We start from the raw sequence: 21919 nt of genomic DNA on the forward strand, positions 1-21919 counted from the left end.
CCGCGAGCTCTTCGCGACTACAGCCGTGTCGGCAAAAGCTCGCGGCTTCCGCCGCTCCTGCAAGGTGGACGCGATTCGGGCTACGCGCCCGCCACGAATTCCACGCCCGCCGCCGTCTGCAGCCGGCGCCTTGTCATCGGCCCGAAGCGCATCGCTTCGCACAGTGCGAGCAGGGTTGCGGCGTCGGCTTCGCCGCGCGCGAATGGCGGCGCGGTGCCGGACAGCGGCGCGTCCAGGGCGATGGTCGAGAGCTGGCGGCACAGCAGCGCCTGTTCGCGGTGCAGGCGCAGCTTCGCGCCGGCCTGCGCGGCGCCACGGAAACGCAGGTAGGCGATCTCGTCGATGCGTTCGAGCAGCGCGTCGAGGCTGTCGAAGTGGGCCAGCAGCACGGCCGCGGTCTTGGCGCCGATGCCGGGCACGCCGGGGATGTTGTCGACCGAGTCGCCGCACAGCGCCAGGTAGTCGGCGATCTGCCGCGCTTCAACGCCGTGCCGCGCCTTGACCCCGGCCATCCCCCAGCGCTGGTTGCGGGCGAAATCCCACTGCTCGTCGTGCTCGCCGAGCAGCTGCGACAGGTCCTTGTCGGCCGAAACGATCACCCCGCGATGGCCGTGTGCGCGCGCCTGGTGCAGGGCGCTGCCGATCAGGTCGTCGGCCTCGTAGTCCGAGTGCGACAGCGACACCAGGCCGAGCGCGTCGCACAGCGCGCGGCAGTAGGCGAACTGGCGCTTGAGCTCCGGCGGCGCCGGGTCGCGGTTGGCCTTGTAGGCCGGGTACAGTGCGTTGCGGAAGCAACTGTCCAGCGCCTCGTCGAAGGCGACGACGATGTGTTTCGGGCGTTCGCGCTCCAGCAGTTCGAGCAGGAAGCGGGCGAAGCCGTGCACCGCGTTGGTCGGCCAGCCGTCGGCGTCGTGGAACTCGTCGGGCATCGAATGCCAGGCCCGGAACACGTACAGGCTGGCGTCGACCAGGTGCAGGGTGGGGCGCGCGGCCGCGGACGTGGTTGTGCTCAACCCGGCGTCCAGTCCGTGAGCAGCGCCGCCGCGTCGGGACGCTCGCGTTCGGGCACTTCCGTCATCGGCGTGCCGATGTGGACGAAACCGACGACACGCTCGTGTTCGCCCATTCCCAACAGTGCGTGCGCTTGCGGGTCGTGGGCGGGCCAGCCGGTCAGCCAGTTGGCGCCGAAGCCCAGCGCCTGGGCGGCCTGCAGCAGGGCGAAGCAGGCCGCGCCGGCGCTGAGCAGGCGCTCGGTCTCGGGGATCTTGCGGTCGTCCGGGTCGAGGATCGCCAGCACGGCGATCACCAGCGGCGCGTGGGCGAAACGCTGGCGGTCTTTTTCGATCGCGCCGTCGCTGGCCTGCGGGTCGCGTTCGATCGTGAGCGCGGCCAGCGCCTCGCCCAGTGCAAGGCGCGCGTCACCGGCGATTCGTACGAACCTGAACGGTACGCGTCTGCCGTGGTCGGGCACGCGCGACGCCGATTGCAGCATGCGGAGCACGGTGGCATCGTCGGGCCCCGGCGCACCGAGTTGCCGGGCCGGCACCGAGCGCCGCGAATCGAGGAATCCGAGCTCGGAAAAACGCCCATTTGGGCTATTTGCGGGTTGGGTCACAGACATGAAGCTCCACTTAATGGATCGTATTCATTTCGGGCATTCCGCCTAGCGCATTCTCCCCCGAAATGACGCAACACGACGACTTCGACACGCTGACCACCCCGGCGCATGGCCGCATAGGCAGCGAAGCGGTGCGCACCTACGAAACCATCAAGCGCCATGCGCTCACCGAGATGGCCGGCGTGCTGTCCGGGTTCTGGGGCAGCATAGAGGAACAGGTGCGCCTGGCCGCCCTGGCCGGCCACGACTACAGCGCCAACCAGGACGACCGCGTTGCGATCGCCGCGCTGCACCAGCGCGCGCTGGAGCTGGCCACGCGCTACCGCGACGCGATCGAGCGCGAATTCGGCCGCTGGCTCGACCCGAAGCCGCCGAAGCAGCAGGAAAAATCGCTGAGCCTGATGTCCGAGGACGAGCTGGAGATCCATCTCGCCGGGCAGCAGACCACGGAACTGCTCGACCACCAGTTCCTGCATCCGCTGGAACTGATGGACGAACGCCTGCAGTCGCTGGCCAACGCGCTGGGCGTGCAGGGCAAGCGCAGCAACCCGATGCGCCCGGAGGCCGCGGTCAGCGCCTTCACCGGCCTGTTCGAACGCGACGACCTGAGCCCGGGCCTGCGGGTGATGGTGTTCCGCCTGCACGAGAAGCGCCTGCCGCATGCGCTCGGCACGATCTACGAACGCACCAACGCCTCGCTCGAGGCCGCCGGATTCGGCGGGATGGGGGCGGCTTCCAAGCCGCGCCAGGGCAACCGGGTCGTCCATGTGTCCACGACGTCCGCGGCGGGTGGCGGGAATGCCGGAACCGGCGACAACGGTGGGCTCTGGGTCCCCGACGGCGGCGTGGTCGAGCATGCGAACGGCCCCCAGCAGGCCGGGCAGTTCACGCCAGGGCAGTTCGCGCAGCCGGTGATGTACCAGGCAGCGGCGCAGATGATGCCCGGCGGCATGGCCGCGGCACCGGGCGCCCCGCAGCAGGCCGGCGCCTCGCTCGCGTCGCAGGTCGCAGCGGCGGCCGGTGCCGTCCCGCAGGCGCCTGACTTCGCCGGCCGCGTGCCGCGTTACCGCGACGTCGTCCGCGAACAGCTGCGCACCTGGCGCACGCGCCAGGCCGAGGCCAGCGAGCAGGCCGCGCGCCAGGCCGCCGAACACGCGGCCGCGGACGCCGCCAACCACGTCCTGGGCACCGAGGACCTGCTCAACATTGCCCGCATGCTGCAGCGCGACGACCCGACGCCCTTCGTGCGTGCGCTGTCCGGCGACAACAACAGCTACGCACTTGCCGGCGCGCTGCGCGGGGAGATCCTCGACGGCATCCGCCAGCTCGGCTTCGACCCCGAGGACACGGCGCTGAGCAACGACGAGCAGGATGCGATCGACCTGGTCGGCATCCTGTTCCAGTCCCTGGTCGAGGCCAACGAACTGATGCAGCGCGCGCGCGCGATGTACGGCAAGCTGGTGGTGCCGTACCTGAAGGTCGCGCTGACCGACGACTCGATGTTCAACCGCCGCAGCCACCCGGCGCGGCGGTTGCTCGACGTGCTTACCGAGGCCTGCGACGGCAACGCCGGCGAAACCCCGCAGGACTCGGAGACGCTCGACCGCGCCGAGCAGGCGGTCGACCGCGTGGTCACCGAGTACGACGACGACCAGGCGATCTTCGAACTCGCGGCCTCCGAACTGCGCGACCAGCTCGACCAGCAGCGCAAGCGTTCGGAGCTGGCCGAGAAGCGCACTGCCGAGGCCATCCACGGCCGCGAGCGCCTGCAGCACGCGCGCCGCGCGGCCGAGGGCCTGGTGGCCTCGCGCGTCGCCGACCGTCCGCTGACCGAGGCGATCGCGCAGTTCCTCGACGGCCAGTGGCGCCACTACCTCACCCAGACCTGGTTGCGCGACGGCGCCGACTCTGCGCGGCACCGCGCGGCGATCGCGCTGGGCGACGCGATGGTCCAGGTCGACACCGACGCCGCGCATGCCCGCGGCGCGGTGGTCGCCGACCAGCTGCTTGCCCTGCAGGCGCCGCTGGTGGATTGCTATTCGAGCTGCGGCCTGGACGCCGGCAGCGCGCGCGACTCGATGGCGCGCATCATCGCCGCGCTCGGCCTGCCCGACACCGCGCGCAAGGCGCACGTGCCGCACGCCGGCGACGCAGAAGGCGAAAGCTTCGACGACGAGCAGAAGCCCGCCGCGCTGCGGGTGGTGGGTGGCCACGACGCACTCGACTTCGATCCGGCCATCGCCGCGCGCATGCGTCGCCTGCGCCCGGGGCAGGGATTGCGCCTGGTGGACGAAGACGGGCGCGAAACGGCCGCCCGCGTGGCCTGGATCAGCCCGCTGACCTCGCGCCTGCTGATCGTCAACCGCCGCGGCGTGCGCAAGATGGTGGTCTCGCCCGAGGAACTGGCGGCGCTGGTCGGCAGTGGCCACGCGAGCGTCCGTTCGGTGGACGCGCCGTTCGACGAGGCGATGAAGCATCTCTGGCAGCACCTCAACGAGATGCCGGCGGCCGCTTCGGCGAACTGACCGCATGGGCGGCCACGGCGCCGCCCGACATTGCCGCCGACGGGCATCGCGATGCAATCGCGCGGCCGCGGGGGATTCGCTACGATGGCCGGCGACCGGACCTCGGAGCCAGGCATGACAGTGACGATCGGAATCGCGCGCGAGACCGCGCCCGGTGAGCGGCGCGTCGCCGTCACCCCGGAAACCTGCAAAAAGCTCGTCACCGCCGGTGCCAAGGTGCGCGTCGAACGCGGGCTGGGCGACGGCGCGCACTTCCCGGACGCGGCCTATGCGGAGGCGGGCGCGCAGCTGGTCGATGGCTCCGACGACGCACGTGCCGAGGCCGACATCGCGCTGTGCGTGCAGCCGCCGGGGCCGGATGCGATCGCGCGGCTCAAGCGCGGCGCTGTGCTGGTCGGCAGCCTGCAGCCGGAGGCCGACCCGGCGCGCGCCGAAGCGCTGCGCGCCAACGACATCGTCGCCTTCCCGCTCGAACGCCTGCCGCGCACCACGCGTGCGCAGGCGATGGACGTACTCAGTTCGCAGGCCGGCATGGCCGGCTACAAGGCGGTGCTGATCGGCGCGCAGCTGGCGCCGCGCTTCTTCCCGATGCTGACCACCGCGGCCGGCACGATCCGGCCGTCGAAGGTGCTGGTGGTGGGCGCGGGCGTGGCCGGCCTGCAGGCGGTGGCGACGGCCAGGCGTCTGGGCGCGCAGGTCGAATGCTTCGACGTGCGTCCGGAGACGCGCGAGCAGATCGAATCGCTGGGCGGCAAGTTCCTCGACCTGGGCGTCAGCGCCGCGGGCGAGGGCGGCTACGCGCGCCAGCTCACCGACGAGGAGCGCGCCGAGCAGCAGCGCCGGCTGGGCGAGCACCTCAAGGGCATCGACGTGATCGTCTGCACCGCCGCGGTGCCGGGGCGACCGGCGCCGAAGATCATTTCCGCGGCGATGGTGGCCGGCATGAAGCCCGGCAGCGTGATCGTCGACCTGGCTGCCGAGACCGGCGGCAACTGCGAACTGACGCGGCCCGGCGAGACCGTCGACAGCAACGGCGTCACGATTGCCGGCCCATTGAACCTGGCCAGCAGCGGGGCGCTGCACGCCAGCGAGATGTACGCGCGCAACGTGTTCAATTTCGTTTCGCTGCTGCTCAAGGACGGTGCGCTGGTCTTCGACTGGGAAGACGAGCTGCTGGCGAAGACCGTCTGGCCGGAGCGGCCGGCAAGCTGATCCAGGTCCGGTCTGTCGTAGGAGCGGCGGAAGCCGCGAGCCTTGACGACCTGATTGGAAAAGCTCGCGGCTTCCGCCGCTCCTACAGGATCTCGTCCGCCGGGTGGCTCAGTGCTCCGCGGGCGGATTCTGTTCGACCCATTGGCGGCGCTGCTCCGGCGTCATCGCGTGCCACTGCCTGCGCAGCTCGTCGCGGTCTTCCTTCGACATGCCGCGCATCTTCTGGAACAGCGCACGCGCCTGTTCCCGCTGCTCGGGGTCCATGTGCTTCCAGCGTTTCATGCCGCGGTGCGCGCGCTTGCGCTGTTCCGGGGTCATGTCCTGCCAGCGCTGCGCGTGTTCGTACATGCGCGCGCGCTGGTCGGGGTTGTCGTTCCAGCGCGTGCGCAACGGCGCGATGAGTGCGTCGCGCTGGGCCTGCGTGAGCTGTTCCCAGGCAGGCAGCGGCGCGGCGGCGTCTTCCGTTTCGGCCGGTGGCGGGGAGGCCGCCATCACGGGGCACGACATCAGTGCGGCCAAGGCAAGTGCAAGGATCGGAAAGGCGCGCATGGCTTACTCCATCGCCAGGGCGTATGCGTCATTGGACGCAAGCCACAGGTAGAGGTCGGGATTCTCGTCGAGCACCGCGTCGATGTCGGCATCGGTGTCGGTGCCGGCAACGACGGTCGCCGGCGCTGCCGGCGTGGACACGGGCTCGTTCCACAGTTGCATGCCGACCATCAGTGCCAGCACCGCGGCGAACGAAGCCGCCAGCGGCCAGGCGAGGCGATGCGGCGCCGGCCGCGCGGCCGGGGCGGTGCGCGGGAGCTGCTGAAGCTGCAGTCGAGTCCGCCCGGAGACCCGGTCGACGGCCGATTCATGCAGCTGCCGCATCGCCGCGTCGAAGCGTGCGTCGCGGTTGTCGTGGTTCATGCGAAATCCTCCAGTTGCCGTTGCAGCGCCGCTCGTGCGCGCGACAGGTGCGTCTTCACCGAGCCCTCGCTGCATTTCATGATCCGTGCCGTGTCGGCGACGTCGAACTCCTCCAGCACGCGCAGCGTGAACGCCTCGCGCTGGCGCCGCGGCAGTTCGCGCAGCGCTGCAAGCAGCCGTCCGTAGGCCTCGCGCCCGTCGTGGGCGCGCGATGGGTCGGGGCCGTCGTCGGCCCAGTCCAGGCTGGCGTCCTCGCCGCCAGCCGGTGGGCTGCCGCCCAGCCAGCCGAGCCGGAACGTGCGCCGCCGCTGCACGTCGATGATGCGGCTGCGCAGGATGCTCCAGAACAGCGGCGTCCATTCCTCGGCAGGACGCTCGCGGTAGGCGAGCATCTTCATCATCGCTTCCTGCACCGCGTCCATCGCGTCCTCGCGGTGGCGCAGGCCGGCCTCGGCGAAGCGGAACGCGCGCGGTCCGACGCCGGCCAGGAAGGCGTCGAGCGTGGCATCCGCCGGCGCTTCGGCATCCCGGGTGGACGGATCGGTGATGGCGCGGGCCCCGGTACTCACGCTGTGCAGCTTAGCGGCTGCGCGGGCAATGCGGGCTGTCCCGGGCACCGTCGGCCGCGCCGCGCGATGCGGCGGCGTATGGGATTGGCGGGCGTGGAGCGCGGCCTCCGGCATGTCATCGGGTACGGCGTGCTGTGGGGTCGGGCATGGGAACGCACCCCGGGGCGCCGGGTTGACAGGCACGCGCGGCGATCGCAACTACGGCGCCTGCAGCGCGCGCCCGGCCGGTTATGATGCGGGCACCTGGATGGGGAGAGCGGCGATGGGCGACGGTTTCGTGGCGCTGTACATCTTCATGCTGGCGGCGATCGCCGGCAACGTGATCATCTCGCGGGTGCCGGTGATCCTGCACACCCCGCTGATGTCGGGCAGCAACTTCATCCACGGCATCGTCCTGATCGGCGCCATGGTCGTGCTCGGCCATGCCGACACCACGCTGGAGAAGATGATCGGCTTCGCCGCGGTGCTGCTGGGCGCGGGCAACGCTGCCGGCGGCTACGTGGTGACCGAGCGGATGCTGGACATGTTCAAGTCCAGCAAGAAGCCGGAGGGCAAGGCATGACGGCGGCGAGCCGGCCGTCGCGCCCGCTGCGGGAGGCCGCCCGATGACCACGCCCGAACTCCTGTCGCTGCTCGTCAAGTCCAGCTATCTCGTCGCCGCGACCCTGTTCCTGCTCGGCCTGCAGCGCATGGCGTCGCCGCTCACCGCGCGCAGCGGTATCCGCTGGGCGGGCCTGGGCATGGTCATCGCGACCGTGGCCACGCTGTTCCTGCCGGGCTTGCACAACCTCGGCCTGATCGTCGCGGCGACGGTGATCGGCATCGCGCTCACCTGGTTCTGGGGCAAGAAGGTGGCGATCACCGACATGCCGCAGATGGTGGCGCTGTTCAACGGCATGGGCGGCGGTTCGGCCGCGGCGATCGGTGCGGTGGAACTGCTGCGCTTCGCTGGCGTCGGCGCGGCGCCGTCGATGACCACGCTGGTGCTCGGCGTGCTCGGTGCGCTGATCGGCGCGGTGTCGCTGTCGGGCTCGTTCATCGCCTGGGCCAAGCTCGACGGGCGCATGGACAAGCGCTACACGTTCCCGGGCCAGCAGCTGTTCAACGCCGCGGTCGCGATCGCGACGGTGGTGCTGGGCGGCATCGTCGTGCATTCGCTCGGCGTGCCGATGATCATTGCCTTCTTCGTCGCCGCGCTCGCCCTGGGTGTGCTGATGACGCTGCCCATCGGCGGCGCCGACATGCCGGTGGTGATCTCGCTGTACAACGCGCTGACCGGCCTTGCGGTGGCGTTCGAGGGCTACGTGCTCGGCAACGAGGCGCTGATCATCGCCGGCATGATGGTCGGCGCGGCCGGCATGCTGCTCACGCGGCTGATGGCCAAGGCGATGAACCGCTCGATCAAGAGCGTGCTGTTCTCCAACTTCGGCGGCGGTGGGCAGGCGCAGGAGATTTCCGGCTCGCAGAAGCCGATCGAGGCCGGCGACGTCGCCGCGATGATGGCCTTCGCCGAGCGCGTGGTGATCGTGCCCGGCTACGGCATGGCGGTGGCGCAGGCGCAGCACAAGATCTGGGAGCTGGCGAAGAAGCTGATGGATCGCGGGGTGAAGGTGAAGTTCGCGATCCATCCCGTCGCCGGGCGCATGCCCGGGCACATGAACGTGCTGCTCGCCGAGGCCGGCGTGCCCTACGACCTGATCGCCGACATGGACGACATCAACCCCGAGTTCGCCAACACCGACGTGTCGCTGGTGATCGGCGCCAACGACGTGGTCAATCCCGTGGCGAAGACCGACCCGGCCTCGCCGATCTACGGCATGCCGATCCTCGACGTGGTCGATTCGAAGAACACCATCGTGATCAAACGCGGCAAGGGCACGGGCTTTGCCGGGATCGAGAACGCGCTGTTCTACGCCGACAACACCCGCATGCTCTACGGCGACGGCGCGGAAATGGCGAACGCGCTGGTCAGCGAGCTCAAGGCGCTCGACGGCGGGCACTGACGCATCGCCGGCATTCCCGCGCGCCCTTCAGGCCCTGCGCGTGAACAGCGCGCACATCACGCCGAACACCACGTGCATCGCGACGCTGCTGGCGACCCACGGCACGTTGCCGAAGCCCGGCGCCGCAGCCGCCGATAGCGGCACGACGACGAAGTTCATCGCCAGGTAGAGCAGCACGCCGTAGGCCAGTCCGCAGGACACGGGGTGCCTGCGCAGTCCGGCGTGGCGCAGTCCCGCGAACCGGTAGACGACCACGAACATCGTGGCGATGAAGTAATGCAGGCAGGCCCCGAGCATCGCGGAGGTCGTGCCGCCCGCGAAGCTCGCTTCGCCGAGGACTCCCGCCGCGACCGACTGCAGGATCCGTGCGGGCGTGACACCGTGCGACTGCCAGAAGACCGACGCGAATGCGAGGTCCAGCGTGCCGATGGCAAGGCCGCCCAACGACACCGAGGCCACCGCGGACAGCCTGCCCGCTCGCACCGGCATCGCGGCGTGGGCCGTCACCGCCTCATGCCGCCAGCCGGGCGGCTTCGCCGCTGGCGCTTCGTACTTCGGTCGCGGTGCAGCCGAAGGATCGCTTGAAGGACCGGCAGAATGCGCTCTGGCTTTCGAAGCCGAGTGCCTCGGAGATCTCGCAGATCGACGTCCGGGTGTCGCGCACCAGTGTCCAGGCCTGCTGCAGCCGGAGCCGCGCTGCGTACTCGGAAGGGGTCTCGCCGAACACGTCGCGGTGGACGCGGATCAGGTGCCAGGGGGAATAGCTGGCGCTGCGTGCGAGCTGTGCCAGGTCCGGCCGTTCGCCTTCGCAGTTCTCGATCAGGTGGCGGACGCGGAGCAGGCGCAGCATGGTCTGCTGGCGCCGCTGCCGGGTCCGGCCGCTGCAGCGCGTGACCAGCGCGGAGAGATCGCGCTGTTGCTCGACGACGGCCGCGCAGACGGCCTCGACCATCCTGCTTGGGCCTTCGCCTGCGGCCATGTCCCCGCGCGCCACGCGCGCCAGCCGGACCAGCAGGCGGCGCAGGTCGCGGGGGCAGGCGCCGGCGCGGGGGAAGATTTCCGGGCGACCGCTGCCGTGCGGGTGCAGGCGCCGCTGCCATGCGGCGAGCGGCCCCGCCAGCGCGAGCCAGGCACCCGGGCCGTCGCAGCCCACGCGCAGCGGGCTGTCGCGCCACGCCTGCCAGTTTCCGGCGGGAAGCTCCCAGTGGCTGCCGGCCGAGCCCAGGTGCAGGCGGCCCGACAGCGGCAGGCAGAGTGACAGCCATCCGGCCGGCATCTGCAGGCGCGTGCCGCGCCCTCGTGCATGGATGACATCCAGGGACAATCCCGCGCGGGGCTGGAACTGGATCTCGTCGGCGAAATGCAGGGTGTGGAAACGGACGGTATCGGAATGCACGTCCGGCTGCGGGATCGGCTTGAAGTGTTTGCGGTCGTCCATGGCGACGACGTTAGCCGCGCAATCGGCCCGGCTGCAGCGCCAATCCGGCCGGCATCGAGGGTGCCAATTCACGGAAGCAGGAAAAAGGCGGCCCGGCGATGCCGGGCCGATGTCTGCGGACGGGCGTTTGTCGCTGCATGTTCTCGAACGGCTGCAGCCCGTGCGCCCTTGCCTGGAGAGAGAGAATGCGAAGCACCGCTGACGGATGTCCACAATGGGCGTCGTTGCGGCTGCATGCTGTCCCGCAGGGCGCGGGAACGTTGCCCTTGGTTGCGTTTCGGCGCCGGGTGGTGTCGGCGATGCGCATCGTATAAAGAAAAAGGGGAGGGGCCGAAGCCCTTCCCCCCGTAGTTGCGCGTTGCGGTGAACGATCAGAAGCGCTGTTCGTAACGCATGTACGGCGTACGGCCGTAGGCGTCGTACAGGAAGAAGTTGAACGGGCGTCCGTTGAAACTGATCAACTCCGGCATTTCGTCGGTCACGTTGTTGACGCCGAGCGTGAACTTTGCATTCCACGGCAGTTCCACGCTGGCCTGCAGGTCGTGCGTGAGCCAGCTGTCGGTGGCGCTCGGGCCGCTGCCGTTGGAGCCGATGTAGCGGGCGATGTAGCCCAGGCCCCAGTCGCCGCGGTTCCACTGGTTGTTCAGCGTCGCACGGACCGCCGGGAAGCCCTGCGTCTGCACCTGGTCGACACCGCCATCGATCGTGAACTCGTTCTGCCAGCTGGCCTGCAGCAGGTTGGTCAGCTTGCCGGCGCCGCCGAGATCGAAGTTGGTGCGCAGCGTCAGGTCGATACCGTCGGTCTTGACCTCGCCCTGGTTGAAGAAGCAGTTGTGGATCTCCACGACAGCGTTGCCGCGCGCCGGGTCGCGCACCAGCGAGCAGGGGGCACCGGGCACCGGGGTCGAGTCGTCGCCGTTGTCGATGTTGATCAGCTGCTGCGAGCTGAAGAACGCGATGCGCTCCTCGATCTTGATGTTCCAGTAGTCGACCGTCACGTTCAGCCAGTCGGTCGCGTCCCAGACCACGCCGAACGAGTACTGGGTCGATTCCTCCGCGCCCAGGCCCTCGGCTTTCTCGCGGAAGGCGTTGACCTGGACCGGATCGTCGCCGCCGAATGCCTCGCAGTCGGCCGCGGTGTCGGCGCCGAAGAACAGGCAGGTGGCCGGGTCGAAGACCGAATCGGCCGAGAACGCCGTTTCCTGGGTGATGATGTCCAGGGTCGGAGCAACGAAGCCGCGACCGACCGAACCGCGCAGGGTCAGGCTGTCGATCGGGTGCCAGCGCAGCGCGATCTTCGGGGCGAAGTTGCTGCCGTAGTCGGAGTACTTTTCGTAGCGGCCGGCGATGTCGGCCTCGAGGGTGGAGGTGAACGGCAGCAGCATTTCCGCGTAGACCGAACTGACCTCGCGTCCGCCGCCCGACGTGGCGCCGGCGCTGCCGAGGATCACGCCCGCCGAGGACAGCGAGTCGTAGATGTCGGCGTAGTCTTCCTTGCGGAACTCGCCACCGACGACCAGGCCGGCGCTGCCGCCGGCCATCTCGAACAGGTCGTTGAAGGTGACGTTGCCGAAGGCTTCCTTGGTGGTGAAGTTGCTGTTGCGGGTGATCGTGGCCTTGATCGAGTCCAGCACGCCGACCGGCGTGGCCCCGGGGTCGTAGATGTTGTACAGGCCGTCGTTGATTGCCTGCTCGGCCAGCGAGCCGACGATGTAGTTGCGGCCGAACTCGTCGTAGCGGTAGGTGTTGTAGCGCACGCCGAAATCGACGTCGATGCTCTCGCCGACCATGCCGCGGAAGCCGAGCATGATGTCGTAGGCGTTGGCGTTGGTCTCGGTGTCGCGGTTGCCCGCGGCGGCGAAGCGGTGGTACAGGTAGGTGGTGGCGCCCGGGACCGGGTTCTGCGCGGCGTCCGGGGCGATGACCACGACGCCCGGGGTCGGCGCGTAGCGGCCGAAGCTGTTGGCGTTGGTGACGTTGGTGCTGAAGTAGGTCGACCAGTCGTCGTTGATCTGCACTTCACCGTTCAGGAAGAACGCCTTGTTGCCGTAGCTGGCTTCGTCCGCCGCGGTGGCGTTGAAGTCGTACACGCAGCGGCCGTTGGCCGGGTCGATCCAGAAATCCTGGTTGGTGCAGCCACCCTCGACCGGGTTGAAGAAGTCGATGCCGTTGACGTAGTTGGAGTTGACGAGGTTGCCGTCGGCGTCGACCGAGAAGTAGTTGTTGCCGAAGGTGCTTGCCCCGGGTTCGGAGCCCCAAGGGCGGGTGTTGGTGAAGATCATCGCGCGGCGGTTGTGCGAGAAGCCACCGACGATGTGGCCGCGATCGCCGCTGACGCCGAACAGGATCGACGCTTCATCGGTCGGGCCCCATTCCGGGCTCGAGTGGCCGACGGTGACCTGGGCGCCGTTGTAGTCCTTGCGCAGGATCAGGTTGATCACGCCGCCGACCGCGTCGGCGCCATAGATCGCCGAGGCGCCGTCGGTGAGCACTTCGATGCGCTCCACGGCCGCCAGCGGGATGGCGTTGAGGTCGGTACCGGCGCCGGCGGCGAACGGTGCCTTCGGCGCGCGGTGGCCGTCGATCAGGACCAGGGTGCGCTGGCCGCCGAGGCCACGCAGGTTGGCGAACGCGCCGGCCTGGGCCGAGCTGCCCGATTGCGGACGGAACTGGCCGACCGAGTTGAAGTTGGTGGTACGCAGGTAGTCGGCGACGGACACTTCGCCGCTGGCGTCGATCTGGGCGCGGTCGATGACCGTGACCGGCATGGCGCCTTCGATCTCGGCGCGCTTCAGGCGGGAACCGGTGACTTCGATGCGGTCGAGGGTGGTGGTGTCGGACGCGGTGGTTTCCTGGTCCTGCGCGAACGCAACACCGGTGCCGGCGAGGCCGGTGGCGCCCGCGACAAGGGCGAAGGCGATTGCGTCGCGGAGCTTGGTGGTCTGCAAGGTCATCTTGGATTCTCTCCAGTCGTTCCGGTTTCGGATAAGCCCCGGTGCCGCGACGTCGCGCGACGGAGCGGGGTCGACTGAAATTACGAATCCTTAACCTGTGCCGCTGTGCATCGCGCGGTGGAAAAGATGTGCAGCAACCGGGAATTGATGCGCGCAGGCGCGCCACGAATGAACGCGGACTGCAATCAACCGCAGGTCGGGGCTACGCCCCCGACGGCTCTTGGCGGGCGTCGCGGGCGTTGTCTGATTCGGCGCGGAAAGCCGTCGGGGGCGTAGCCCCGACCTACGGCCCCTGGTCGGCCCACACGCTGCCAGTCTTGCCTCCGCGAGTGCGACTGGACGCGCTGATGGCTGCGCGACAACCGGAAGGATTGGGGAGGCCGCAGCGATTTCCGGCGGCCGCGTCCTCAGCCGCGGCCTGCGGCGAGCGTGGCACGCGCCGCCAGCGCGGCGGGGATGCCGATCGCCAGGGCGTACGTCGCAGCGCACAGCCCGAGCCATTCGGGCTTCGTGGAGCCGCCGCTGCCGGTCAGCAACGGTGCCATGACCCAGAAGATCGCGCCGTAAGCCAGCACCCCGTACAGCGCACCGCAGGCGACCGGCTGCCGCAGCAGCACCGCCCAGCGCTGTGCCGCGACCCGGTACAGCACACAGACGGCGCAAACCAGGCCGCAGTACAGCAGCAGGCCGAACAGCGCCGTCGCCGCGCCGCCGTCGAACGCGCCGCGCCCCATGACCCAGGCGGCGATGCCCTGCGGGATGCGGATCGCCTCGACGTGGAATTGCGACCAGTACGCCACGGCGACCGCGAGGTCGACCAGCGCGCCGCCGACCCCGGCGATGGCGGTCCATGGCACGCGCGCGGACAGGTCGCGCGATTCGCAGCCGGCAGGGGCGATGAGCGTGGCCATGGGTGCGTCCTGGTGGCTCCGGGGAGATTGGCTCCATCAGAAACCGCGAAAGTGGCACTATCAAGGGCCAATTCATTCGGTTCGAATGGGGCCAATCCCGAGCGGAGCGTCCGATGCACCTGGAACTCGATGGTGAAGGCCCGCTGCATGCGCAGCTTACGCGCGCGCTCAAGGCCATGATGCTCAGCGGCCTGGGGGACGGGACCAGGTTGCCGCCCACGCGCCTGCTGGCACAGGAACTCGGGGTGTCGCGCAACACCGTGCTGGCGGCGTACGAGCAGCTGCGCGCCGAAGGTTTCATCGACGCGCGCACCGGTTCCGGCAGCTACGTCGCCCAGCCGCTGCCGGCCACGCCGATGCCGGCGCGCCCGGTGCAGGGCGACATCGGCCCGCAGTCCGTTCGCGCGCGCCGCATGCGCGACTGCCACGACCAGTCCGCGATTCCCGGCCGCGCCGTGCCCGGTGCCGTGCACAGCTTCCAGTACGGCGTGCCGATGGCCAATCCGGCGCTGACCACCGCCTGGGCGCGCGAGCTGTCGCGGGCCGCGCAGTACACGCCGCCGAACTACCCGCCCACGCAGGGCCTGCCCGCGCTGCGCGAGGCGACCTGCGACTACCTCTCGCGCCGCCGCGGCGTGCACGTACGCCCGGAAGATGTCCTGATCGTCGGCGGCACCCAGCAGGCGATCGCGCTGGTCGCCGATGTCCTGCTGGATCCCGGCGACGTCGCCGCGATCGAGGAGCCGCATTACGACGCGATCCGCAAGGTGCTTCTGTCGCGGGGCGCGTCGATGCAGGCGGTGGGCGTCGACAGCCAGGGATTGGTCGTCGACGAACTGGCGCAGGCGCGCGCGAAGCTGGTCTGCGTGACGCCCTCGCACCAGTTCCCCACCGGTGCACTGATGTCGCTGCGCCGGCGCATGGCGCTGCTCGAACACGCCTCGCGCAAGGGGGCGTGGATCTTCGAGGACGACTACGATGGCGAGTTCCGCTACGTGGGCAAGCCGCTGGCGGCGCTGCGCTCGCTGGACCGCGACAACCGCGTGATCTATGTCGGCACGTTCTCCAAGGCGCTGTTTCCGTCCCTGCGGCTGGGCTACCTGGTCATGCCGCCGCAGCTGCGCCGGGACTTCATCGCCGCCAAGTGGATGGCCGATTTCTCGGCCCCGGGCATCGAGCAGGCCGCACTGGCCGGGTTCATCGCCAGCGGCGCCTTCGAGCGCCACCTGCGGCGGACAGCGCAGGAGCTCAAGGTCCGCCGCCGCGCACTGATCGACGGATTGCTGGCCTGCAGCCGTGGGCGGCTGCGAATCGAGGATTCGCAGGCAGGCATGCATCTGGTGGTATGGCTGCCCGGCCGGGGCGATGCCGAAGTCGCCGAACTGGTCCAACATGCACAGCAGGCCGGGCTCGGCTTGTATTCGATCGCACCGTACTACCTGCGCCCGCAGGACCGGGGCGGGCTGCTGATGGGTTTCGGCGCGATGTCCGTGGCCGAGATCGAGCAGGCGCTGGCGCTGTTTGCGCAGAGCCTGGATGCGGTGTTCCCCGTAGTCACCGCGACGCGACAGCGGCAACCACCAGTGCAGCGCACCACCAGGCGAAATCGACGCGGTCGTTCACGAGCATCGTGAGCATCCAGGCGAAGCCGGGGCCGAGCCGGGCCAGCGATTCCCACGGCAACAGTCCCATCGGTGCGCCGATCTGCGCGGCCACGATGCCCCAGTTGGCCAGGACGATCGCCAGGCAGGTGCCCAGCACCGCCCACGCGGCGCGCGGCAGCCCCGGGCGCATGCGTCCCAGGCGCAGCATCAGCGAGGCATCGATCGCCGCCAGCACGGCGAACCAGCTCATCTGCCCATCACCGAAGAAACGCGCAACCACGACCCACACCGCGGCGATGCCGATGCTGCCGACCAGCAGCAGGCCGAGGGCGGGCAGGGGCGAGGGGTTCGGGGAAAGGGAAGGCATCGGCCGGCCATCGAGACGAAAGCCGGACAGCATACCGTCCGCGCGGCGATACAATGGCGTCCTTGCATGGCGCCGCGTCGCCACCATCTCGGGCCTGTACCGCCGTCGCGCGGAAGCGACCCGCCGGACACGCACCAGACCCAGGCCCCGAACACCATGTACTCCCGCAGCAGCGAACCCGTCCGCCTCGAACGCGATTGCACAGCCGTCCTGGTCCCCCAGGGCGACGTGGTGACCCTGCCGGCGGGCAGCATCGGCTACATCACCCAGGCGCTGGGCGGCAGCTACACGGTCTTCATCGAGGGCAACCTGTTCCGCATCGCCGGCCAGGACGGCGACGCGATCGGCAAGGAGCCGGCCGAGCCGCTTTCGCTGCCCGACGACGCCAGCGACGACGCGGTGGAGAAGCTGGTGTGGCAGCAGCTGCGCACCTGCTTCGACCCGGAGATCCCGATCAACGTCGTCGACCTGGGCCTGGTCTACGAGGCCAACGTCACCCACGGCGACGACGGCAAGCGGCTGGTGGAAGTGAAGATGACGCTGACCGCGCCGGGCTGCGGGATGGGCGAGATCCTGGTCGACGACGTGCGCAGCAAGCTGGAAATGATCCCGACCGTCGCCGAGGCCGATGTCGAGCTGGTCTTCGACCCGCCGTGGAGCCGCAACATGATGTCGGAATCGGCCAAGCTCGAAACCGGCATGCTGTAGCGCCGCTCCGGCCCGCACCGCTTCATCCCGCGCCATCCGCATTCGCGCAGGCCGCCACGGCGCGGCCCGGGCAACCTTGGCCGCGAGGCAGCCCGGTCGGGTCTTCCCGCACGATCTTCCTCACCCGCCCGCGCGGCGGGGCACACGCGTGGGCCGGACAGCCCGCATCCGCGACGCTGGTCACATGAAAGTGTGATGTATTTCACAAATACGCGAAGTTGCCGCGTGAATTTCCGGCTGAACGCCCGCTGAGTTGCCAAATTTGGTCAGTATCGGGACGCGTAGGGGCACTTCCGTCATCCAGTCCGCAGGTGCGGGCCGACGAACCTTCGGGTCATCGCCGGCGCCGGATGGCATCCGGCACGACGGAGCTGGTCCTGCGCCATGGCGGGTACGGGGCTGTTCTCCAGACGGGCCCCGCATCCGCGTTCCGATCCCTGTGTGAAGGAGGCTCGTGCGCCAAGAAGCTGCGGAAGAGTCGATGGCAAACCATCGCGTCCGGCGGGCCGACGGCCCCGGGACGCCCGGCATGCGCCGGGTACCAGGACAGCAGCAGGAAGGAAAGGGGTATCGGCCGAGGGGGCGGCCGGTGCCGTCGTTGGAAAGCGGAGAGAGAGTGTGGCCGGCCGCTGCCGGCCGCGTGTCCAACCTATCGGGAGATCCAGAGTGATCCATTCCAAGAAGCGTTCCCTCCAGCTGGTGGCAATGACGCCACTGGCCCTGGCGTGCATGGCGATGTCCGCCCACGCCGCCAACCGCGTCAACCTGCACCAGCAGGATGTTTCCAGCATCAACAGCCGCTACGCGAACGCCAGCGTGGCGATCGGCGTCAGCAAGCAGGCCAGCGTCCGCCATGCGGAGATGCTCGGCCTCGGTCCGGACTCCACGCTGTCCGTGCTGCGCACCAACACCACCCGCGACGGCGCGCGCAACACCCGCTACCAGCAGCAGTTCCGCGGCGTTCCGGTCTACGGCGAGCACGTGGTCGTCAGCGAGGACGCCAACGGCCAGGTCCGCGCGCTGTTCGGCCGCAAGATCGAAGGCCTGTCGGCCGAGTTGCCTGCCGTCGCGCCAAGGGTAAGCAGCACCCAGGCACTGGCGAGTGCCAAGCGCGCCGCGCTGGGCAGCCGCCTGCTGGGCATGCGCGTGCAGGGCGAGAAGTCGCGTCAGGTGATCTTCGTCGGCGACGACGGCCGCGCGCACATGGCGTGGGAAGTCTCGTTCTTCGCCGACTCGGCCCGGGGCGGTTCGCCGACCAGCCCGCTGGTGATCGTCGACGCGGCCAGCGGCGCGATCCTCAAGCAGTTCGACGCGCTGAAGAACGCCGAGATCGGCACCGGCCCCGGCGGCAACGAGAAGACGGGGCAGTACGAGTACGGCACCGACTTCGGCTTCCTCGACGTCGAGGAAAACGGCGCCGACTGCACGATGAACAGCGAGAAGGTCACCACGATCAACCTCGACCACGGCACCAGCGGATCCACGCCGTGGACCTATACCTGCCCGCGCAACACGGTCGAGGCGGTCAACGGCGCGTTCGCGCCGCTCAATGACGCGCACTACTTCGGCCACGTCGTGTTCGACATGTACAGCGACTACCTGCAGACCTCGCCGCTGACCGGCAAGGTGACGCTGAAGGTGCACTACAGCACCAACTACGAGAACGCGTTCTGGGAGCCGGCCACGCAGACCATGTACTTCGGCGACGGTGCCAGCACGTTCTATCCGCTGGTGAGCCTGGACGTGCTCGCGCACGAGGTCTCGCACGGCTTCACCGAGCAGAACTCCAACCTCGAGTACTCGCTCCAGCCGGGCGGCATCAACGAGGCGTTCTCCGACATGGCCGGCGAGGCCGCGGAGTTCTTCTTCAAGGGCGAGAACGACTTCCTGATCGGCGGCGAGATCTTCAAGGCGCCGGGCGAAGCGCTGCGCTACATGGAGGATCCGACCCTCGACGGCATCTCGATCGGCAGCGCCAACGACTACTACGACGGCCTCAACGTCCACTACTCGTCGGGCGTCTACAACAAGGCCTTCTACCTGCTCGCCAACACGGCCGGCTGGGACACCTACAAGGCCTTCATGGTCTTCGCCAGCGCCAACCGCGATTACTGGACCCCGAGCACCAACTTCTACGACGGCGCCTGCGGCGTCGAGACCGCGGCCGAGGACCTGGGCTACACCAAGGCCGACGTGACCGCGGCCTTCGCCGGCGTCGACGTCGAATGCGGCGGCGGTCCGCCGCCCCCGCCGGACCCGGTCGCGCTGGAGAACGGGGTGCCGGTGACAGGCCTGGAGAGCCCCTCGGGCCAGGCGCTGCGTTACTGGCTGGACGTCCCGGCCGGCGCGTCGAACCTGGTCTTCACCATCTCCGGCGGAACCGGTGATGCGGACCTGTACGTGAAGTTCGGCGAGGAGGCCACCGACACGGTGTACGACTGCCGTCCATACAAGTCCGGCAACTCGGAAGTGTGCGAGTTCCCGACCCCGCAGGAGGGCACCTACTACGTCCGCGTCAAGGCGTACCAGGCGTACAGCGGCGTCACCCTGGTGGGCGAGTACGAAGGTGACGGCGGCGGCCCCGGTGGCCCCGGCGACGACGAAGTGCAGACCTACACCAACGGCGACGACTTCGCCATCGAGGACCGCCAGGTGCTCCGCAGCCCGATCGACGTTGCCGATCGCAGCGGCAGTGGCCTGGCCGAGACCGAGGTCGCGGTCGACATCACCCACACCTACATCGGTGACCTCCGGGTCGACCTGATCGCGCCGGACGGCACCGCGTACAAGCTGCACAACCGCACCGGCGGCAGCTCGAACAACATCGACAAGACCTATACCGTCGATCTGTCCGGCGAGAGCCTCAACGGCCAGTGGAACCTGCGCGTGAAGGACAACGGCAGGGGCGATACCGGCACGCTCAACAGCTGGAGCGTCACGTTCTGACCGCATCGGTCCCGGCCGCGCGCCGGGACCGGTCTGGGACGAAAGCACGGAAGCAGGGGGCAGGAGGCCGACTGGCAAGGGATGCCGAGCGGCAGGGACGCCAACGGCAGGAAGCACGAGCGGGCGGGGCATTGTCCCCGCCCGCTTTTTCTTTGTTGTCACGGCTCCTTCGCGGATCAAGAGCCGTCGGGCGCGTAGGCCCGACCTACGTCGAACGATGCCCGCGTGGATGAAGCGCCGTAGGTCGGGGTTACACCCCCGACATGCTTTTCGCCCCGCGAGCAAATCGCGCCGCGTGCGGAACGATGGCCGCGTGGATGGATCAGCCCGGGCCGATTGCCGCAAGGGCCGCCCGCAGCGGATCGAGCAGCGGGCCGTAGCCAGCGGTGCGTCCGGTGTCCGCCCGCAGCGGCTGCCTGACCTGCGCTGCGCTGGCGGTGCGCACGCTGCGGCGCGCGTCCTGGAACCGCAGGCAGGCCGCGTCGAAAGGCAGCCCGCAGGCATCGAGCAGCACCCGGATCGCTGCTTCCGCGTCGCGCTGCAGGGCTTCGTATGATTGCAGATGGACGCGGCCGGGATCGCGTTCGCGAAAGATTTCCATCGCGCGTTCGCAGTCGCGCATGAAGGCGGCGATGTGGTCGAAGTCGCACGAGAAATGCGGCAGCCGGTAGAAGTGCTGCTTGTAGCAGGACCACGCGGTTTCGAGCCGGTCGCGGCGCGTTTCGATCACCGTGGCGCCGGGCAGCATCGCCCGCAGCACGCCCGCATACAGCCAGTTTTCCGGCATCTTGTCGGTGAAGCGCGGCCGCCGCTCGCGCCAGCGCGCGGTGCGCTGCAGGTAGTCCTGGCCCAGGCGCTGCCAGTCGTCGGCATCAGCCTGCGAAACCCATCCGGGGAATGGATGCCCGCGTCGCGCTGATTCGGCTTGCAGCACGTATTCCAGGTCGGGCAGTTCGCTTGCGCCTTCCACTTGCGGGTGCGCGGCGAGAACCTGTTCGAACAGCGTCGAGCCCGAACGCGGCATGCCGACGATGAAGATTGCCTCGTGGCCCAGCGACGGGTCGCGCGGCGCCGGCAGCCGCGCCGTGGCGGCGATGATCGCGTCCACGCGCGCGCTGAAACCACCGGCGTCCCAGGGCGCTTCAAGGCGCAACCGCGCATTGGCAGACTGCAGCGCAGCCAGCGCCTCCGCGTGGCGGCCGTGATCCTCGCAGACCTTGCCCAGCGCATAGCCCATCGCGACGCGATCCGGCTCGCCAATGTCGGCGCGGCCATGATTGAGTGCGAGCTGCTCGCGATCCTCTTCCGACAGTGGTCGCGTCCTGATGTTGGCCAGTCCGCGCCAGGCATCGCCGCAGGCCGGGTTGTGCCACAGCGCCTGGCGGTAGTGCGTATCGGCGTCGTCGAAGCGGCCGGCATGCACCAGCGCGTCGCCCAGCAGGATGCGCGCGGGCATGAAATCCGGCGCCAGTTCCGCCGCCTGCGACAGCAGGTCGATCGCCTCGTCCGTGCGACCTTCCAGCTGCAGGCTGCGGCCGAGGTTCCAGGGCGGCATCGGATGCCCGGGCGCCAGCTGCGCCGCCTTGCGCCAGCTGGCGCGCGCGGCGTCCTGCTCGCCGCAGCGCTGCTGCGCGTTGCCTAGGTCGATCAGGACCAGGGCATCGTCCGGGTTCCGGTCGTGCGAGCGCTGCAGCGCATCGCGCGCGAGGTCGTGGCGGCCGGCGGCGGCATGCGCGATGCCGGCCAGGCGCAGGGCTTCGGGATGTTCCGGCACCAGGTCGAGGACTTCGCCGGTCAGCCGCAACACTTCGCCTGCGTCGCCGCGGCGGATCGCCTGCAGTGCCGCCTGCATCGCCTGCACGCCAGCCGGTGGAAGGCCGGCCAGGCGGGACTGATCGGGGCGAGGGGCGGGGCTCGGCGGTGGCTGCGGCATTGCGGCGCCGTCGTTCGGGGAGCGTTCGATGATAAGCGGCAGTGGCGGGAGCTGCCGGCTTGTGGGCGGTCGGCCTGCAGGCGACGGGTTCCCGTTTCCTCGGCCGGGACGCCGCTGCTTCCGAAGTCCGCGCACAGATCGTTTGCGAGGGAACCACACAGGCGAGCTGATGTGCGGGCACGCACCGTACTGTCTTCCCGAAATAGTTCCGCCTGTAAC

The 21919-nt window shown here is 69.4% G+C and carries 18 protein-coding genes; 7 read left to right on the forward strand and 11 right to left on the reverse strand.

Going from position 1 to position 21919, the window contains the following annotated elements; translation table 11 throughout:
• Positions 1-80: 80 nt before the first annotated feature.
• Positions 81-929 carry a 5'-3' exonuclease gene (locus ACFONC_RS02525; protein WP_386742220.1) on the reverse strand — a complete coding sequence of 283 codons (849 nt, stop codon included), beginning with the start codon at positions 927-929 and terminating at the stop codon, positions 81-83.
• A gap of 80 nt (positions 930-1009) precedes the next feature.
• Positions 1010-1621 carry a nitroreductase family protein gene (locus ACFONC_RS02530; RefSeq protein ID WP_386742042.1) on the reverse strand — a complete coding sequence of 204 codons (612 nt, stop codon included), beginning with the start codon at positions 1619-1621 and terminating at the stop codon, positions 1010-1012.
• Between the two features lie 62 nt (positions 1622-1683).
• On the opposite strand from ACFONC_RS02530, the gene ACFONC_RS02535 reads away from it, so the two are divergent.
• Positions 1684-4143, forward strand: coding sequence for a DUF1631 family protein (locus ACFONC_RS02535; protein ID WP_386742043.1), 2460 nt, complete (start codon positions 1684-1686; stop codon positions 4141-4143).
• A gap of 114 nt (positions 4144-4257) precedes the next feature.
• Positions 4258-5355 (forward strand): NAD(P) transhydrogenase subunit alpha, encoded by a 1098-nt coding sequence (locus ACFONC_RS02540; protein ID WP_386742044.1) that lies wholly within the window; start codon positions 4258-4260, stop codon positions 5353-5355.
• 108 nt (positions 5356-5463) lie between these two features.
• On the opposite strand, the gene ACFONC_RS02545 is transcribed toward ACFONC_RS02540, so the two are convergent.
• The 3 genes from ACFONC_RS02545 to ACFONC_RS02555 are packed head-to-tail and all read right to left on the reverse strand — an operon-like array spanning position 5464 to position 6836.
• Positions 5464-5904, reverse strand: coding sequence for a DUF3106 domain-containing protein (locus ACFONC_RS02545; protein WP_386742045.1), 441 nt, complete (start codon positions 5902-5904; stop codon positions 5464-5466).
• A gap of 3 nt (positions 5905-5907) precedes the next feature.
• On the reverse strand, positions 5908-6267 hold the full coding sequence (locus ACFONC_RS02550; RefSeq protein WP_386742046.1) for a hypothetical protein: 360 nt from the start codon (positions 6265-6267) through the stop codon (positions 5908-5910).
• The gene (locus ACFONC_RS02555; protein ID WP_386742047.1) at positions 6264-6836 is read right to left on the reverse strand and encodes an RNA polymerase sigma factor; all 573 of its coding nucleotides are present in this window, start codon (positions 6834-6836) and stop codon (positions 6264-6266) included. Before ACFONC_RS02555 ends, ACFONC_RS02550 begins: the two co-directional genes overlap by 4 nt.
• 262 nt (positions 6837-7098) lie before the next feature.
• Between ACFONC_RS02555 and ACFONC_RS02560 the strand changes: the two genes are divergently transcribed.
• Complete coding sequence (locus tag ACFONC_RS02560) at positions 7099-7398, forward strand: NAD(P) transhydrogenase subunit alpha (protein ID WP_386742048.1); 300 nt, start codon at positions 7099-7101, stop codon at positions 7396-7398.
• A 43-nt stretch (positions 7399-7441) separates the two neighbouring features.
• Positions 7442-8839 (forward strand): NAD(P)(+) transhydrogenase (Re/Si-specific) subunit beta, encoded by a 1398-nt coding sequence (locus ACFONC_RS02565; RefSeq protein WP_386742049.1) that lies wholly within the window; start codon positions 7442-7444, stop codon positions 8837-8839.
• Between the two features lie 27 nt (positions 8840-8866).
• Here ACFONC_RS02565 and ACFONC_RS02570 read toward each other — a convergent pair whose 3' ends face one another.
• The 4 genes from ACFONC_RS02570 to ACFONC_RS02585 form a co-directional block, all read right to left on the reverse strand.
• The gene (locus ACFONC_RS02570) at positions 8867-9346 is read right to left on the reverse strand and encodes a hypothetical protein (RefSeq protein WP_386742051.1); all 480 of its coding nucleotides are present in this window, start codon (positions 9344-9346) and stop codon (positions 8867-8869) included.
• Between the two features lie 4 nt (positions 9347-9350).
• Complete coding sequence (locus ACFONC_RS02575; protein ID WP_386742052.1) at positions 9351-10277, reverse strand: helix-turn-helix transcriptional regulator; 927 nt, start codon at positions 10275-10277, stop codon at positions 9351-9353.
• Positions 10278-10648: 371 nt separating this feature from the next.
• Positions 10649-13231 carry a TonB-dependent receptor plug domain-containing protein gene (locus ACFONC_RS02580; protein ID WP_386742053.1) on the reverse strand — a complete coding sequence of 861 codons (2583 nt, stop codon included), beginning with the start codon at positions 13229-13231 and terminating at the stop codon, positions 10649-10651.
• Positions 13232-13638: 407 nt separating this feature from the next.
• A complete protein-coding gene (locus ACFONC_RS02585) occupies positions 13639-14142 on the reverse strand; it encodes a hypothetical protein (RefSeq protein ID WP_386742054.1) in 504 nt (167 codons plus the stop codon).
• Positions 14143-14255: 113 nt separating this feature from the next.
• On the opposite strand from ACFONC_RS02585, the gene pdxR reads away from it, so the two are divergent.
• Complete coding sequence (pdxR, locus tag ACFONC_RS02590; protein WP_386742055.1) at positions 14256-15776, forward strand: MocR-like pyridoxine biosynthesis transcription factor PdxR; 1521 nt, start codon at positions 14256-14258, stop codon at positions 15774-15776.
• Here pdxR and ACFONC_RS02595 read toward each other — a convergent pair.
• Positions 15697-16113 (reverse strand): hypothetical protein, encoded by a 417-nt coding sequence (locus tag ACFONC_RS02595; RefSeq protein ID WP_386742056.1) that lies wholly within the window; start codon positions 16111-16113, stop codon positions 15697-15699. The two genes, pdxR and ACFONC_RS02595, sit on opposite strands and share 80 nt — an antisense overlap.
• A 156-nt stretch (positions 16114-16269) precedes the next feature.
• On the opposite strand from ACFONC_RS02595, the gene sufT reads away from it, so the two are divergent.
• Both sufT and ACFONC_RS02605 read left to right on the forward strand, forming a co-directional pair.
• Complete coding sequence (gene sufT, locus ACFONC_RS02600) at positions 16270-16821, forward strand: putative Fe-S cluster assembly protein SufT (protein ID WP_386742222.1); 552 nt, start codon at positions 16270-16272, stop codon at positions 16819-16821.
• Positions 16822-17487: 666 nt separating this feature from the next.
• Positions 17488-19767 (forward strand): M4 family metallopeptidase, encoded by a 2280-nt coding sequence (locus tag ACFONC_RS02605; RefSeq protein WP_386742057.1) that lies wholly within the window; start codon positions 17488-17490, stop codon positions 19765-19767.
• Between the two features lie 322 nt (positions 19768-20089).
• Here ACFONC_RS02605 and ACFONC_RS02610 read toward each other — a convergent pair whose 3' ends face one another.
• On the reverse strand, positions 20090-21619 hold the full coding sequence (locus tag ACFONC_RS02610; protein WP_386742059.1) for a tetratricopeptide repeat-containing sulfotransferase family protein: 1530 nt from the start codon (positions 21617-21619) through the stop codon (positions 20090-20092).
• Positions 21620-21919 lie beyond the last annotated feature (300 nt).

Origin of the sequence: Luteimonas soli, from assembly GCF_042648865.1 — a bacterium.
In the GTDB taxonomy this organism is placed as follows: domain Bacteria; phylum Pseudomonadota; class Gammaproteobacteria; order Xanthomonadales; family Xanthomonadaceae; genus Luteimonas; species Luteimonas soli.

Coding starts and splice junctions, on each gene's coding strand:
- pdxR (WP_386742055.1), top strand. CDS start 14,256: ATGCACCTGGAACTCGATGGTGAAGGCCCGCTGCATGCGCAGCTTACG.
- ACFONC_RS02575 (WP_386742052.1), bottom strand. CDS start 10,277: ATGGACGACCGCAAACACTTCAAGCCGATCCCGCAGCCGGACGTGCAT.
- ACFONC_RS02545 (WP_386742045.1), bottom strand. CDS start 5,904: ATGCGCGCCTTTCCGATCCTTGCACTTGCCTTGGCCGCACTGATGTCG.
- ACFONC_RS02540 (WP_386742044.1), top strand. CDS start 4,258: ATGACAGTGACGATCGGAATCGCGCGCGAGACCGCGCCCGGTGAGCGG.
- ACFONC_RS02610 (WP_386742059.1), bottom strand. CDS start 21,619: ATGCAGGCGGCACTGCAGGCGATCCGCCGCGGCGACGCAGGCGAAGTG.
- ACFONC_RS02560 (WP_386742048.1), top strand. CDS start 7,099: ATGGGCGACGGTTTCGTGGCGCTGTACATCTTCATGCTGGCGGCGATC.
- ACFONC_RS02525 (WP_386742220.1), bottom strand. CDS start 929: ATGCCCGACGAGTTCCACGACGCCGACGGCTGGCCGACCAACGCGGTG.
- ACFONC_RS02550 (WP_386742046.1), bottom strand. CDS start 6,267: ATGAACCACGACAACCGCGACGCACGCTTCGACGCGGCGATGCGGCAG.
- ACFONC_RS02530 (WP_386742042.1), bottom strand. CDS start 1,621: ATGTCTGTGACCCAACCCGCAAATAGCCCAAATGGGCGTTTTTCCGAG.
- ACFONC_RS02585 (WP_386742054.1), bottom strand. CDS start 14,142: ATGGCCACGCTCATCGCCCCTGCCGGCTGCGAATCGCGCGACCTGTCC.
- ACFONC_RS02565 (WP_386742049.1), top strand. CDS start 7,442: ATGACCACGCCCGAACTCCTGTCGCTGCTCGTCAAGTCCAGCTATCTC.
- ACFONC_RS02595 (WP_386742056.1), bottom strand. CDS start 16,113: ATGCCTTCCCTTTCCCCGAACCCCTCGCCCCTGCCCGCCCTCGGCCTG.
- ACFONC_RS02535 (WP_386742043.1), top strand. CDS start 1,684: ATGACGCAACACGACGACTTCGACACGCTGACCACCCCGGCGCATGGC.
- ACFONC_RS02580 (WP_386742053.1), bottom strand. CDS start 13,231: ATGACCTTGCAGACCACCAAGCTCCGCGACGCAATCGCCTTCGCCCTT.
- sufT (WP_386742222.1), top strand. CDS start 16,270: ATGTACTCCCGCAGCAGCGAACCCGTCCGCCTCGAACGCGATTGCACA.